Origin of the sequence: Cellulomonas edaphi (genome assembly GCF_030362815.1) — a bacterium.
GTDB lineage: Bacteria > Actinomycetota > Actinomycetes > Actinomycetales > Cellulomonadaceae > Cellulomonas > Cellulomonas edaphi.
This window is the reverse complement of sequence record NZ_JAUCGR010000001.1, coordinates 997,862-1,013,147: the sequence shown is the minus strand read 5'-3', so window position 1 is coordinate 1,013,147 and position 15,286 is coordinate 997,862. Positions and strand designations below refer to the sequence as shown.

The 15,286-nt window shown below is 74.1% G+C and carries 8 protein-coding genes; 6 read left to right on the top strand and 2 right to left on the bottom strand.

Annotated features, from left to right (window positions below; all coding sequences use genetic code 11):
- Positions 1 to 48 precede the first annotated feature (48 nt).
- Positions 49 to 573: a large conductance mechanosensitive channel protein MscL gene (gene mscL, locus QRT05_RS04775; RefSeq protein WP_289445786.1), complete on the top strand. Its 525-nt coding sequence runs from the start codon at positions 49 to 51 to the stop codon at positions 571 to 573.
- 187 nt (positions 574 to 760) lie between these two features.
- On the opposite strand, the gene QRT05_RS04770 is transcribed toward mscL, so the two are convergent.
- Both QRT05_RS04770 and QRT05_RS04765 read right to left on the bottom strand, forming a co-directional pair.
- Positions 761 to 1,015 carry a hypothetical protein gene (locus QRT05_RS04770; protein WP_289445783.1) on the bottom strand — a complete coding sequence of 85 codons (255 nt, stop codon included), beginning with the start codon at positions 1,013 to 1,015 and terminating at the stop codon, positions 761 to 763.
- A 49-nt stretch (positions 1,016 to 1,064) separates the two neighbouring features.
- Positions 1,065 to 5,981, bottom strand: coding sequence for a hypothetical protein (locus tag QRT05_RS04765; protein ID WP_289445780.1), 4,917 nt, complete (start codon positions 5,979 to 5,981; stop codon positions 1,065 to 1,067).
- Positions 5,982 to 6,598: 617 nt separating this feature from the next.
- Here QRT05_RS04765 and pstC point away from each other — a divergent pair.
- The 5 genes from pstC (at position 6,599) to QRT05_RS04740 (ending at position 15,285) form a co-directional block, all read left to right on the top strand.
- Positions 6,599 to 7,621, top strand: coding sequence for a phosphate ABC transporter permease subunit PstC (gene pstC / locus QRT05_RS04760; protein WP_289445778.1), 1,023 nt, complete (start codon positions 6,599 to 6,601; stop codon positions 7,619 to 7,621).
- On the top strand, positions 7,621 to 8,892 hold the full coding sequence (pstA, locus tag QRT05_RS04755; protein WP_289445776.1) for a phosphate ABC transporter permease PstA: 1,272 nt from the start codon (positions 7,621 to 7,623) through the stop codon (positions 8,890 to 8,892). The genes pstC and pstA overlap by 1 nt, the downstream gene beginning before the upstream one ends.
- Positions 8,889 to 10,577, top strand: coding sequence for a phosphate ABC transporter substrate-binding protein PstS (locus QRT05_RS04750; protein ID WP_289445774.1), 1,689 nt, complete (start codon positions 8,889 to 8,891; stop codon positions 10,575 to 10,577). Before pstA ends, QRT05_RS04750 begins: the two co-directional genes overlap by 4 nt.
- On the top strand, positions 10,574 to 13,144 hold the full coding sequence (locus QRT05_RS04745; protein WP_289445772.1) for a RodZ family helix-turn-helix domain-containing protein: 2,571 nt from the start codon (positions 10,574 to 10,576) through the stop codon (positions 13,142 to 13,144). The genes QRT05_RS04750 and QRT05_RS04745 overlap by 4 nt, the downstream gene beginning before the upstream one ends.
- 110 nt (positions 13,145 to 13,254) lie before the next feature.
- Positions 13,255 to 15,285 (top strand): Ig-like domain repeat protein, encoded by a 2,031-nt coding sequence (locus QRT05_RS04740; protein WP_289445770.1) that lies wholly within the window; start codon positions 13,255 to 13,257, stop codon positions 15,283 to 15,285.
- Position 15,286 lies beyond the last annotated feature (1 nt).

Below are 15,286 nucleotides of genomic sequence, written 5' to 3'. Positions count from 1 at the left end.
CATCGTCCCAGGCAGCGACGACCGTGGGGCACCAGCGAGGAGGCGTACGTGGCGAAGGACCAGGCAACGACCGCGACGGGGAGACGCCTGACCGGTCTCGCGAAGGTCGGTCAGGGGTTCAAGGACTTCATCTCGCGAGGCAACGTCGTCGACCTCGCAGTCGGCGTGGTCATCGGCGCGGCCTTCGGCAAGGTCATCAGCGCCTTCGTCGAGGCGGTCATCAACCCGCTCGTCGGGTGGATCTTCGGCCAGCCGAACCTGGACCACCTCTGGGACATCGGCCCCTACTCGTGGGGCGACGAGCCCGCCCAGCCCATCCAGGTCGGTGTGGTCATCAACGCGCTGGTCCAGTTCCTGCTCACCGCGGCGGCCATCTACTTCCTCATCGTGCTGCCGCTCAACGCGCTCGCAGCGCGCCGCAAGCGCGGCGAGGAGGCCGAGCCGGCCGCACCCGCCGAGGACATCCTGCTGCTGCAGGAGATCCGCGACCTGCTCGCTGCCCGCCCCAACGCGGCGGCCGCGAACGACGCCGGCCCGGCAGCTCCCCCGCCCGGACCCCCGCCCGCGTACTGACCGCGGTACCCAGCCGGCTACCGACCGCACCTTCCGGCCGCTCCCCGGCCCGCGTCGGCCGCTTCCCGGCACCTCCCCGGCCCGCGTCGGCCGCTTCCCGGCACCTCCCCGGCCCGCGTCGGCCGCTTCCCGGCACCTCCCGGGCCCGCGTCGGCCGCTTCCCGGCCCCGTCCTGACCGCGGGCCCGCTACCAGTGCGGCGGCTTGTCGCGCTGCAGCCGGTCGTCGTTACCGCCGCCCGCCTCGCCCCAGCCGAGGTCGGTGTCGTCCGCGCTGCGCAGGTCGATCGCCGGCTCGCGAACCGGGGAGGGGGCCGCGCTCACGGGCTCAGGCCGATCGGGGGCCGGCGCCGCGGGGTGCGAGGACACGAGCACCGCGTCGTCGGTGCCCACCGTCCCCGCCGGGCGCACGGCCCGGCGGCTGCGCGGTCGAGGCTGGTTCACTCCTCGATGATCCCACCGCACGCGATGGGCGCAGACCCGTCGGGAAGAGTCAGGACTCCGAGGCGAGGCCGCGGGTCACGGCACCCCGCACGGCGGTGTCGACGCGGTAGGACCGCCGGGTGATCCCCAGCTCGTCGCGCAGGGCCGCGGCCAGCTGGTCGCGGGTGCGCTCCTGCCCGTCGGACCGCAGCCAGGCGACGAGCTCGTCGAGCTGGTCGTCGGAGTAGGCACCGATCGGCAGGCCCTTGCGCACATCCGGGCGCTGCCGCGTCGGCACGGCGAGCACCAGCTGCAGGGGCTGGGACGCCGGCGCCGGCTCCGCGTCGGCCGCGTCGGTCGCGCGCTTGACCGCCGCGGCGGCCTTGGGCGACGGCGCGAGCACCCCGGCCGCAGGGGTGGAGACCGTGACCTCGAGCAGAGCGCCGGGGAGCGCCGGCTCCACCGGCGCGAGGATCTCCATCACGCCGCCGTGCACGGTCGCCATCGGCTGCGAGTGCCGCGCGGGCTCGTCGTCGGCCGGCGCCGGGCGCGATGCGGTGGGCACGGAGTCGGGAGCGGCTCGGTCGACCACGCCGGCGTCCCGCGCGTCCGCCACGGGTGCGGCGGCCTCGTCGATCACGCCCGCGTGCGGCGCGTCCGCCCCGGGTGCACCGGCAGGCTCGTCCGGACGCGCGCCGTCCGCCACGGCGACCGCCCGCTCGTCCGCCATCCGCTCGTCGTCGGCCCGCTCGTCGCCCTGCCCGGACGCGACCGGCGCGGGGACCGCGACGACGTCGTCGGCCTGCTCGGACTCGACCACCACCGGCACGCTCAGCGTGGCAGACCTCGGCTCGACCGGCTGCGCGGGCACGCAGGCGTGCACCGCGCGGCGGATCCGGTCCACCTCGGCCTGCGGGTCCAGGAACGCCGCGGCCGACCACACGCGGATCACCGACCAGCCCAGGTCGGCGAGCCTGTCGGCCACGAGCCGCTCACGCACGCGGATGCTCGGCTCCGCGACGTAGGCGTCGTCGTCCGTCAGCACCGCGACCAGCATCCGACCGGGCACGTCGGGGTGACCCACGACCATCGGGATGCGGGTGCCGCCGGGGATGCCGTAGTCGACGTCCACCACCAGGCCGTGCCGCCACAGGCGCTCGGCCAGGTCGAGCAGCAGGCGATCGGGCTCGGGGGCGGCGGCGGGGTGCTGGTCCGCAGCCGGGGCGTCGGTCGGTGCGGCGCCAGCGACCGGGCCGGCCTGCGTGTGCGAGGCGTCGTCGCCGGTCGGGACCTCGTCCGTCCGGGCGCCCTGCGGGCCGGCGTCAGCGGAGGAGGCGGCGCCGGTCGGAGCATCGGCAGAGCCAGAGCCAGAGCCAGCCTCGGAGTCAGATGCGGACTCGGCGCTGGCGTCGGAGTCCGAGCCGACGCCCGAGTCCTCCCGGAGCCCGTCGGCGGCGGCCACGGCGTCGCTGACGATCCCGACCAGCGACCCGGCCTCGGGAGCGAGCGGCGCCTCGGTCCAGTCGGCCTCGAGCTCGGTCCCGCCGGCCGCGCGGGACGCCGCGAACGCGAGCAGGTCGCGCAGCAGCCGCGGCCCCGGCCCGCGCAGGCGTGCCCGGTCCAGGTCGTCGGCCGCGAAGCAGGAGACCACCGTGAGCCGGTGCGCGGTCGACCCCAGCGCGTCCAGCAGCAGTGCGTCCCCGCCCGGGCCGCTGATCGGCCCGAAGGTGTGCAGCACCCGCCGGTGCGGCGTGCGCCCCAGCCCGAACGTGAGCAGCACCGCGTCCCGGCGCAGGCCGGCGACGTTCGTCAGGTCGGTCACGACGAACGGCTCCGCGCGCCCGGCGTCGAAGAACGCGGCCAGCGCGGGGTTGGTGCGCACCTCGGCGAGCACCGCCTCACGGACCGCCTCGGCGTGGGCGGGGGTGACGGTGACCACCGCGAGCGACTCCTCGGGGCGGCTCAGCGCGTGGTCGAGGACGACCTCCAGCACGCGGTCCACCTCGGCAGCCGTCGTCGCCACCATGCCCGTCTCGCCGTCCGGCATCCCCGTGCCGTCCACGAGCTCGAGGTGCACGAGCGGCTCCTGCTGCGGCAGCGGCAGCGCGCTGAGCACGCCCTCGTAGCCGTGCCGCGCCAGGAAGGCAGTGAGGTAGGGGTCGCGGCGCGAGGCGCGCGCGTGCAGCGCGACGCCCGGGAGGACCCCGGCGAGCTCGCGCACGGCGGTGCCCGAAGCACAGCGGGCGTCGCCGACGACGACCACCTGCCGCCCACGGGACACCGCGGCGAGCGCCATCTCCACCGGCAGGTGCGCGGCGGAGTCGATCACCACGAGGTCCACGGTGCGCGACGGCGGCAGCACCTGAGGCACCAGCATGGGGCTCGCGGCGATGATCGGGCGCAGGCGACGGGCCACGTCGGGGTGGCGGCCGAAGGTGTCGCGCAGCGACGTGAGGCGCTCCTCGACCAGCTCGGCGAACAGGTCCTCCGCCTGCGCGCGGTGCTGGCGCAGCACCGTGCTCACGTGGGCGACCGCGCCCGTGAGCACCGGTCCCGACAGGCGCGCGACGTGCTCCCGGTCCAGCTGCGCGTACTGCGCGGCGAGCGAGCCGAGCGCGGTCCCGTCGTAGCCGGCCAGGGTCGGCTCGGCGCCCAGGATCTGCTCGATCACGGTGCTCCACCACGCGAGGTCCAGCTCGGCCGCAGCCAGGCCCGGGTCGACCGACCGGTGGGCGAGGTCGTCGACCAGCTCGCCCAGGCCCGCGCCGCGCAGGCGGTGCAGCAGCGCGGTGCGGTCGGGCAGCGTGTCCAGCGCGTCGGCACCCGCGCGCAGGCGGGTGAGCCGCTCGAGCAGGGTGCTCAGCGGAAGGTCGGACAGGCCGGCGCCGTCCGGCGTCGTGGCGAGCACCCCGTCGAGCGCCTCGATGTCGCCGCGGAGCGCGGCGAGCTCCTCCTCGATCTGCTCCAGGCCGTCGGGCAGGCGGGGCCAGCCGCCGCCGGGGCAGTGCGCGTGCCAGATCTGCCGCTGCTCGGCGACCTCCAGGAGCGCGCCGTGCAGGTCGGCGACCGGCCGGCCCGGGCGCACCATGTCCTTGGCCTGCTTGCGCAGCCGGCGACGCACGACCGAGCCCATGTCGATGCCGCGCTCCTGCCGCCACTGCGCCGTGGCGGTCGCCGCGACGAGGTCGGAGGCGGTGCGCTCGAAGACGATCGGCTGGAACACGTCCAGCGCGGCGCGCACGCCGTCGAGCATGGCGAGCTGCTCGGACCAGGCGGCGAGCGTCGTCGCCCGGTTCAGGCCCGTCTCGTTCGCCACCTGCTCGGTGCGCTCGAGCAGCGTCGGGATCCCGGAGTCGAGCAGCCGCTCCAGGCGGCGCACGGCGACGTCCGCGTCGGCGCGCGTGCGCAGGTCGGCTCCGTACCAGGGCGTGTCGGTGGGGCGGACGCGGAACGCGCCCAGCTCGCCCACGCGCGTGAGGGCGTCGGCGAGGTCGGCCCGGGCCGCGGCGTCGAGCACGCGCGTGACGTCGGGCGCGAGCCGCACGGTGGTGCGGGGCGTCGGGCGCGTGGAGGTCAGGCGCGCGAGCTGCTGGAGCGCGTCGTAGGCCGAGACCCCCCACGGCTCGCGCGGCGCGTGCAGGCCGACGACGTAGCCTCGCAGCTGCTCGCGGCGCGCCACCAGCTCCGAGCGCAGCGTGTGCAGCCCGTGCGCGTCCACACCGGGCACCTCGAGGGTCATCGCGCCGAGCAGGCGGCGGGCCGCCGTCGTCCGCCAGCCCGCCTCGGGCGCGACGTCCAGGACCAGGTCGCCCAGGCCGAGTCGCTCGAGGCGCTCGACGAGCGCGGTCGCCGAGCGTCGGTGCCCGGGCACGTAGAGCACCGTCCGGCCCGAGGCCGCGGCGTCGGCCACCAGGGCGGCCAGGGTGCCCGTGACGTCGGCTCCCGTCGGGGCGTCGACGAACAGGTGCGTGCCGGTCGCGACGACGTCGAGGACGTGCTGCTGCGCCGGGTCGAGGTCACCGACGCCGCGCTCGAGCGCGGGGTCGCGGTCGCCCACCACGGGCTCGGGCAGCGCGCGGCCGGCGAGCGCATCGGCGTCGACGCCCGCGAGCGCCGCAACCACCTCGTGCCGGTCCAGCGTGCCGGCCAGCTGGTCGAGGTCGTCGACCAGCACCTGGCCCGGGTGTACGAAGGTGCCGACGACCACCCGCTCCGCGAGCGCGAAGTCCTCCAGCACGGCCTCGCCGAGCGACGCCAGCCGCTTGAGCGCGGCCCGCGGGTCGAAGCCCGACGGGGTGAACGCGCCGCGGGCGACCGCACCGGGATCGAGCAGCGCTCCCCGCGACCGCAGCGCACGGGCCAGGACGGGGTTCACCTCGAGCGACGGCTCGAGCGCGAGCTCGTAGTCGGCCTCGCCCGTCCCTCGCGCGCGCAGCGTGACGGGACGGAGCAGCACGGGGGCTCGGACGGTGCGCGGCGAGCGGTCGGCGGGCTCGTCGTCGGGCCGCTGGCGCTGCCGCGTGATCGAGGCGAGCGCGGCCACGTCGTCCTGCGCGGCCTCGGGCGCCGTGCGCTCGGTCCAGGTGGCGACACCGATCGCCACCGACGTGGGCGCGATGCCGTACTGCTGCGCGTAGGCCGCCGACCTGGCGCCCACCGCGCGGGCGCGCCGTCGCGCCGTCGAGAGGGCCGAGCCCTCCCGGACCAGGTTGGACAGTCGGGTCTCGCGGCCGGCGAACAGCTGCGCCATGCCCGAGGGGTGCGCGGCGGACAGGTCCAGCGCCGCGTCGCCGAGCAGCTCGACGTCGGCGAGCGTCGACCCGCCCGCGGCCTCCACGAGGGCCGCGCGCCACGTGGCGACGGCTCCCTCGACGAGCTCGTCGGCCGACGGGGGCTCGACGAGGACGACGGCAGGGTTGTCTGCGACGGGAACCTGCACCTGACCCGGTGTGGTTCCCGTGCCGGGCACGCGCGCGGGAACGGTCACGGATCGACGGTAACCGCGCCCCGGGCGCCAGCCGCGCAGACACTCCCGCACGCGGCGCGTGTTCCGCCACGCACGCGCCACACCTGCCCTGCGCGCGGCCTACCCCGCACGCGGCCTACCCCGCACGGACCCGCCCCCCACGCACGAAGGGCGGGACCGGTGGAGGTCCCGCCCTTCGCGGACGTGAGCGACGGTGCGCACCGCGCAGGGGGCAGGCGATACGCACCGTCGATGCGAGTGTGCGCCACGAACGGCCTGCTGGTCAAACGTCCAGGCCAGTTCGGTGGGTGATTCTCCCGGCCCGTCCGCGCGTGCCGATGACGACCGTCGAGGGACGCCTGCGTGGCTCCGCGACGGGGCGCACCGGCACGCCGCTCGCGCGCACCCGTGACCTGCACGTTCGCACGGCACGCGCCGGACCGAGCACCCCTGCGCCGCGCTGCCGGACTCGTCCGGGTCGCGCCACCACTTCATCCACGCGCCGGTTCCCCGTCACCCAGCCGACGCCTGGGCGTCGGCCGGACGCGGGACGGTCTGACCGGCCGCGCGGAACCCGTACGGCCGCGCGGCCGCGGTGCGGTCGTGCACGGCATGCCGCACGACGAGAGACGGGGTCCATGAGCGCGACCATGCAGGCGCCACGGGTCCAGCCGGAGGTCCCGCGCGACGCCGACGTGCCTCGCCCGATCGGCACCCGCCGCTCCCTCGGCGACCGCGTCTTCCGCGCGGTGCTGCTGTGCGGTGGCGTCGCCGTGCTCGCGATCATGGGGTTCGTCGGCATCTTCCTGTTCCTGCGGGCGTGGGACGCCCTGAGCCAGGCGGGCTGGGACTTCCTCACGACGCAGGCGTGGGAGCCCGACTCGGGGAACTTCGGCATCGCCGCGATCCTGGTCGGCACCATCCTCATCGCGACCGTCGCCGTCGTGGTGGCCGTGCCGTTCGCGGTCGGCGTCGCGCTCTACATCAGCGAGTACGCGCCGCCCAGGCTCCGGCAGTCGCTCATCAGCATCGTCGACCTCATGGCCGCCATCCCCTCGGTGGTGTTCGGCCTGTGGGGCTTCTTCTTCCTGCAGGGCCACATCACGGGGCTTGCCCGGTGGCTGTCGACGACGTTCGACTGGTTCCCGCCGTTCCAGGTGCCCGGCTCCGACCCCGACGACCCGCTGGCGACGGCGACCGTGTACACGTCGTCGACGTTCATCGCCGGCCTCGTGGTCGCCATGATGATCACGCCGGTCATCGCCTCGATCATGCGCGAGGTGTTCACCCAGGCGCCCGTGGGCGAGCGGGAGGGTGCCCTGGCCCTGGGGGCGACCCGCTGGGGGATGATCCGCCGCGTCGTCCTGCCCTACGGCAAGGGCGGGATGATCGGCGGCACCATGCTGGGCCTGGGCCGCGCGCTCGGCGAGACCATCGCGGTCTACATGATCATCTCGCCGGTGTTCGCCATCCAGTGGCACGTGCTGGCGAACGGCGGCAGCTCGGTCTCCTCGCTCATCGCCCTGCGCTACGGCGAGTCGACCCCGTTCGGGATGTCCGCCCTCATGGCCGCCGGTCTGGCGCTGTTCCTCATGACGCTGGCCATCAACTTCGGGGCGTCGTCGGTCGTCGCGCGGTCCCGCTCGGGGGCGAGCAGCTGATGGCCGACCTGGCACCGGCCCGCGGCGAGGTACGCCGTCAGCTCACCGGCCTGCGCATCAGCGACCTGCTCAACCTGTGCGGCGCCGGCGCGGCGGCCGTCGCGCTCACCGCGCTGATCAGCAGCCAGCTGGCCCCCGTCACCAGCCCGCTGGGCTTCGTCGCGCTCGCCGCGGCGATCTTCCTCGCGCTGTACGCCCTGCTCGTCTCGCTCGCCGAGCGCGGCGTCGCCGTGCGCGACCGGCTCGTCACCGTCATGGTGCACGGCCTCGCGTTCACGGTGCTCGCCGTCCTGGTGTTCATCGTGGTGTTCACGTTCGCCCGCGGCGCGGCCGCGCTGCCGCACCTCAACTTCTTCACCGACGACATGGCCAAGGCCGGGCCGCTGGACCCGCTGGACGTCGGCGGCATCGCGCACGCCATCGTGGGGACGCTGATCCAGATCACGATCGCGCTCGTCATCACCATCCCGCTGGGCCTGCTCACGGCGGTGTTCCTCACCGAGATGCCCGGGCGGTTCGCGCGGCTGGTGCGCACGGTCGTGGAGGCCATGACCGCGCTGCCGTCGATCGTCGCGGGCCTGTTCGTCTACGCGACGCTCGTGCTCGCGCTGGGCGTCCCCAAGTCCGGCGTGGCGGCCGCCACCGCGATCAGCATCATGATGCTGCCGATCATGATCCGGTCGGCCGACGTGGTGCTGCGGCTGGTGCCGGGCACCCTCAAGGAGGCGTCGTACGCGCTGGGCGCGGGCCAGTTCCGCACGGTGCGGCAGGTGGTGCTACCGACCACGCGGTCCGGCCTGACCACGGCGGTCATCCTGGCCACGGCCCGAGGCATCGGCGAGACCTCGCCGGTGCTGCTCACCTCGGGCTTCACGGCCGCGATGAACTCCGACCCGACCTCCGGGCCGATGGTCAGCCTGCCGCTGGCCATCTTCCAGTTCGTGAAGTCGCCGGAGCCGACGATGGTCGCGCGCGGCTTCGGCACCGCGGCCGTGCTCATGCTCCTGGTGCTCGCGCTGTTCGTCGTCGCGCGGGTGATCGGCGGCAGCAACCCGTTGAAGAAGGACGAGCGGCGTCGCGCCAAGGAGCAGGCACGCGCCCGGCGGCGCACCTCGCGCAGCAAGAGACCCGCGCGGCTCTCCTCGCTGTCCGCCCTCGCCCGCGAGCATGCCGCGGCGCCAGGCGGCTCCACCCCCGTCAAGCACACCCCTGTCGAGCACACCCCTGTCGAGCACCTCCCGCTCGAGCCCTCCCCCCAGGAGCAGTCATGAGACGCGCCCTCGCCCTCCTCGTCCTCGCGGGCTCGCTGCTCGCCACGGGCGCCGCGCCGGCGGCGGCCGACTCGTTCGTGCCCGTCAACGGAGCCGGATCCTCGTGGAGCTCGAACGCCGTGGACCAGTGGCGGCGCAACGTCGAGCAGTACGGCATGCGGATCAACTACGCGAGCACCGGGTCGTCGGACGGCCGCAACCAGTTCAAGGCCGGCACGGTGGACTTCGCGATCACGGAGATCCCGTACGGCCTCAAGGACGGCGGCGTGGTCGACACCCCGCCGAGCCGCGGCTTCGTCTACATGCCGATCGTCGCGGGCGGCACGGCCTTCATGTACAACCTGTCCGTCGGCGGCAAGCAGGTCACCAACCTGCGCCTGTCGGGCGAGGTGGTGACGGGCATCTTCACCGGCACCATCACCAGCTGGGACGACGCCGCGATCGCGAAGGACAACCCGGGGCTCGCGCTCCCCCGGCGCAAGATCGTGCCGGTGGTTCGCTCGGACGGCTCCGGCTCGACCGCGCAGTTCACCACGTGGATGGCCGCCCGGCACCAGTCCGCCTGGGACGCGTACTGCAAGGCGGCCGGCCGCTCGACGCCGTGCGGCGTGACGTCGTCGTACCCGACCATCCCCGGCAAGGGCTTCGTCGCCCAGCCCAACTCCCAGGGCGTGGCGGGCTACGTCGCCCAGCGCGGCAACGTCGGCACCATCACGTACGTCGAGTACTCCTACGCGCTCAAGACGGGCTACCCGGTTGCCAAGGTGCTCAACGAGGCCGGGTACTACGTCGAGCCGACCGCCTCGAACGTCGCCGTTGGCCTGCTGGGCGCGCGCATCAACACCGACGAGAGCTCGCCGAAGTACCTGACGCAGGACCTCAGCGGCGTCTACACGAACAAGGACAAGCGCACCTACCCGCTGTCGTCCTACAGCTACATCGTGGTCCCGACGAGCGCGCAGAACGGGTTCACCGCGCCCAAGGGCCACACGCTCGGCGCGTTCGCCAGCTACTTCCTGTGCGAGGGCCAGCAGCAGGCCGAGGTGCTTGGCTACTCGCCCCTGCCGATCAACCTGGTGCAGGCGGGCCTCGACCAGGTGGGCAAGATCCCGGGGGCCACCGACGCCAACGTCGACATCAAGAAGTGCCACAACCCCACGTTCTCGGCCGACGGCAGCAACACTCTCACCAAGAACGCGCCGCAGCCCTCCGAGTGCGACAAGCAGGGCAACGACCAGTGCGACAAGCCCACGGGCGGCGCCGCACCGGCACCCGGCAAGGGCTCGACGCCGTCGGGGGCCGGTGCCGAGCCGAGCACGCCCGCCAAGGGCACCACGAGCACGGGCGGCACCGGGACCGCGGGCACGGGCGACGACCCCGGGACGGACGGGGGCGCCGTGACGGGCCCCACCGGCACCGACGGGGGCGGCGACGCCGGCACGGCCGGCGGGGGTGGTGGCGGCGCGGTGGTCGCGGGAGCCACGACGGGCGGAGGCCCCGTGGTGTGCTCCGACGACACCGGCGAGTGCACCAACCTCGTGTCGATGCCCGTGGAGACGGACGCCCCGCAGTCCGGCGGCGTCGGACCGCTTGCGGTCGTCGCCGCGTGCCTCCTGGCGGTCGGCCTCGTCGTGATCCCGCCGCTGGTCTCCCGCGGCGCGGCGGCCCGCAAGGCACGACGGTGAACCCGGCACGCCTGCGCCGCGCGGGGGCGTGGCTCACGGTGGTCGGCGTGACGGCGGCGACGCTCGGCTCGGCGCTGCTGCTCGCGACGGGGAGCGCTGCCGCCGACGGCGGCCGTGCGCCGGTGGTCGAGGCCGTCGAGGGCGGATCGCAGGTGGTGCAGGCCTGGTCGGACGCCTCGCTCGTGGGCGAACGCGACCGCAAGGACCCCGACTACGCGACGTTCGCGAAGCTCGAGGTCACCGTGAGCCAGACCCGCAACCTGTCGCACCAGGGCGTCACGGTGGACTGGAAGGGCGCGCGCCCCACCTCGTCGGGGCGCTTCGCCACCGACTACCTGCAGATCATGCAGTGCTGGGGCGACGACCCGAGCGGTCCGGACCCCCAGCAGTGCCAGTGGGGCGCGCCCAACCCGAGCCTGAGCACGCTGCTCGGCGACCGGACCGGCCTGCGTGCGCTCAAGCGCGGGGAGGACCCGAAGCAGGCCTACGACGAGGCGCACCTGGTGCCGCCGCCGGTGACCAACCCCAACCTCAAGGCGTACACGGTTCCCTTCACCCCCGTCTCGGGCGGCTCGGTGACCGACGTGGCCGACTACTTCACACCGACCTCGACCAACGAGATCACGGCGGCCCGGACCGGGAGCGACGGCACCGGCACGGCCAACATGGAGATCCAGACCTCTCTCGAGGCACCGCACCTGGGCTGCGGGGCCACGCTCTCCTCGGGTGCGGCGCGCGGCTGCTGGCTCGTGGTCGTGCCGCGCGGCGAGACCGACGCCGACGGCTCCTTCGCGGACCAGTCGTCCGCCGGCACCATCTCGGGCTCGCCGCTGTCGGCGACGGCGTGGTCGCACCGGATGGTGTTCCCGATGCAGTTCGCCCCCATCGGCTCCTCGTGCGCGCTGGGCAACGCGGAGCAGCGGCTCGTCGGCAACGAGCTGTTCGCCGACGCGATGACCTCGTGGCAGTCGGCGCTGTGCGGCACCGGGACCACCTACGGCTTCTCGCAGGTGGGCGACGAGGAGGCGCGGGGACAGCTGCTCAGCGACGTCGCGGGCGCCTCGGGCCTCGCCGTCGTCAACCGTCCGCTCGCTCCCGAGAAGGACCGGCCGGTCGTCTACGCGCCCGTGAGCCAGACCGCCCTGGTGGTGGCGTACACGATCGACCGGCAGTACCGGCTCGGCAGCCCGCTCGCGGACCGGGCGGGCACGGCGGTCGAGGACCTCGTGCTCAACCCCCGCCTGGTGGCCAAGCTGCTGACCCAGTCCTACCGCGCGGACGTCCCCGGCGGCGGCGCGTCCGCCCCGGTCGCGAAAAATCCGCGCAGCATCGTCAACGACCCTGAATTCATCGCGCTCAATCCCGAGATGGCCGAATTCGTGCACACGGCCGCGCCCGACGGTCTGATGGTCGGGCTGGGGACGTCGGACGCCTATTCCGAGGTGTGGCGCTGGATCATTGCCGACCCGTTTGCGCGCGCATTTCTCGAGGGCGAGCCCGACGAGCACGGCATGACGGTGAATCCGGTCTACGAAAAGCTGGACCTGACGCACGACACGACGCTGGACAGCTTCCCCAAGGCCGACCTGTCCACGTTCCGCCAGGACGAGACGGTGCCCGCGCCGGGCTACGGCACGCTCGACCTGCGGCCGTACGCCTCGGACATGGCCGATGCCGCCGGGCGGACCCAGAAGGCCAACGCCGGCGCCAAGATCGTCTGGGACCTCAACAAGGTGCCCGCGGGGTTCACGTCGTCCGGTGCCCAGCTGCCGGGCCAGCGGTTCTCGCTGGCCATCACCGACCTCGTCTCGGCGCAGCGGTTCGGCCTGCGCACCGCCCGGCTGGTCAACGCGGCCGGGCAGTCGCTGGCCGCCACGGACGCGACCATGCGGGCGGCCGTCTCGGCGATGGGCGACACCGACGTCGACGGGGTCGTGGTCGCGGACCCGACGCAGCGGGTGCGCGACGCCTACCCGCTCACGCTCGTGGACTACGCGGGCGTCTCGGTGTGCTCGACGACGGCTGAGCAGCGCAAGGACTACGCCGCGTTCCTCAGCTACGCCGCGACGACCGGGCAGCGCCTCGGCGAGTCCAAGGGCCTGCTCCCCCGCGGCTACCTCCCGCTCGACGAGGCGCAGGTCGCGACCACCACCGCGGTCGCGGCCCGACTCGTCGACGACAGCGCGGTGGCCCGGACGTGCGGCACCGACGCCGGACCGGCCCCGAGCGCGACGCCCACCGCCTCGCCCACGCCGAGCCCGAGCGCGGACGTGGACGACGAGCCCACGCCACCGTCGGGCGGCGCCGTGGTGCCCGGGCCGTCGGGTCCCGCCGCGCCGACCGGCCCGGCGACCACGCCCGCGCCGGTCGACCCGGACACGGGCACGGCCACGCCGGCCGCACCCCGGCTGACGGGCGGTGGCCCGCTCGGGGCCGCACGCCTGGGCGTCGCGGGCTCGATCGGCCTGGGCGCCGCATGCGCCCTCACCGGCCCCCTTCTCATGCGCCGCGGGCGCACGCTCGCCGAGCGCGAGGAAATGGGCGAATGGCCGGGCGACTTCGTGTGACGACCGTCCCGGGTTTTCCTGCTGGACCGCCCGCGTTCGCCCGGCGTCCCTAACGTTCGGCGCGACGCGGGAATCGCGTCGATTCTCATGCCTCGGAGAGGAACAGTCAGATGAAGGTTTCTACCTTCGGAAAGCTCGGCCTGTGCGCCGGGATGGCGGCGCTCGCGCTCGGTGCCGTCGTCGCGCCGGCCCAGGCCGACCCCACGCCCGGCACGTTCGGCACGCTCGTGGGCCTCGGCTCGGACACCACGCAGGCCGTCGTGGGCGGGCTCGCCACCGCGATCGGCGGCAACGTCCTGGCGTCCTACGACGCGACCGGCAGCGCCTCCGTGCTCACGCGTGCGGGCGGCGTCGCGGTCCCGCGCGCGAACAACTCGGGCGGCGGGCGCGACCTGCTGCGCGTGGCCATCGGCCAGACCGAGACCGCCGCCATCCCGGTCTTCAACTCCTCTCCGGTCACGGTCACGACCTCGACGATCGCCGGCCAGGTCCAGTTCGCCCGCAGCTCCGGCGGCGCTGGCAGCGCGGACGTGGCCGACGACGGCGTGCTGACGTACATCCCCTTCGCGGTGGACGCCGTGTCCTACGCGACCGCCCCCAACAGCGTCATCCCGACCGACCTGACCAAGGCCCAGATCGTCTCGATCTTCAAGGGCGAGCTCACGCAGGTGATCGTCAACGGGAGCAGCACCCACCTCGAGGGTCCCGCGTACGCGCTCCAGGCGGGCGACGTCGCGACCCCGATCACCACGTTCCTGCCCGCGGTCGGCTCGGGCACCCGCTCCTACTGGCTCGGCCAGATGGGCATCACCGAGGCGAACATCTCCGCGGGCACCTACCCGAACCTCAAGGACAAGGACTTCGCCGGCAACGCGGTGCAGGAGCACCAGGGCGGCTCGCTCGTGTCGGGCACCGACGCGCAGGACTCCGGTGCGATCGCGCCGTTCTCGATCGCGCAGTGGGTGGCGCAGGGCAACGCCAAGACGCCCGACCTGCGCGCCGGTGTGCGCATCAACGCCGTCAACAGCCAGGCGGCCACGACGGGTTCGGCTGGAAGCTTCGCGCTCAACCCGTCGTACAACGCGTTCACCCGGCCCGTCTACAACATCGTCCCCTCCGTCCTGGCGGACGACCCCACCTCGGAGATCGCCAAGACCTTCGTCGGCTCGACGTCGCGCGTGTGCCAGCAGACGGGCACCATCACCGCGTTCGGCTTCGGCCTCCTGACCGGCTCGACGGCGTGCGGTGACACCACCACGCGCGCCTACAAGCCCTCGACCAGCGAGACGGGCCTGACCCTCTCGTCGAGTTCCGTCGTCTCCGGCCAGAAGGTCACGGCGAACGTCTCGGTCAGCTCCGTCGGCAACGGCGGCGGCACCGTGCGGCTCTACAACGGCTCCACGCTGCTGGGCTCTGTCCCGGTCGCGGCGGGCTCCACCACCGGCTCCGGCTCGATCACCACCTCGACGGTCGGCGTCCAGTCGGTCACGGCCGTGTTCCTGCCCAACCTCCTGGGCGTGGCGTCGTCCACCTCGCCGGCCTCGACCCTCGAGGTCACCCCGGTCCCCGTGGTCCCGGCAGTCGCGTCGAGCGTCAAGGTCGCCTCGAGCGCCAAGCCCGTGGTGGGCAGGTCGTTCACGCTGACGGCCACGGTCGCCGCCTCCAAGACGCCGGCCGGCTCGGTCGCGTTCTACGACGGCACCAGGAAGCTCGCCACCGTCAAGGTCGCCTCCGCCAAGGCCGCGCTCGCCCTCAAGGCCACCAAGACGTCGTACGCGATCAAGGCGTTCTACACCTCGTCCGCCCCCACCGTCGTGAAGAGCAGCACCAGCGCGGTCGTCACGGTCAAGGTGGCCAAGGCGACCCCGAAGGTCTCCTTCACGGCGCCCACGAAGGTCGCCAAGGGCGCGTACGCCACGCTGAAGATCACCGTCTCCGCGACGGGCGTCACGCCCACCGGCAAGGCGACGATCAAGGACGGCAAGAAGGTCATCAAGACCGTCACGCTCAAGGGCGGCAAGGCGACCGTCAAGCTCCCGAGGCTCAAGGCCGGCAAGCACACGCTGGTCGTGACCTACACGGGCTCGGCGACCGTCAACGCCAAGGCGTCGGCGGCCAAGACGGTCACGCAGGGCAAGTGAC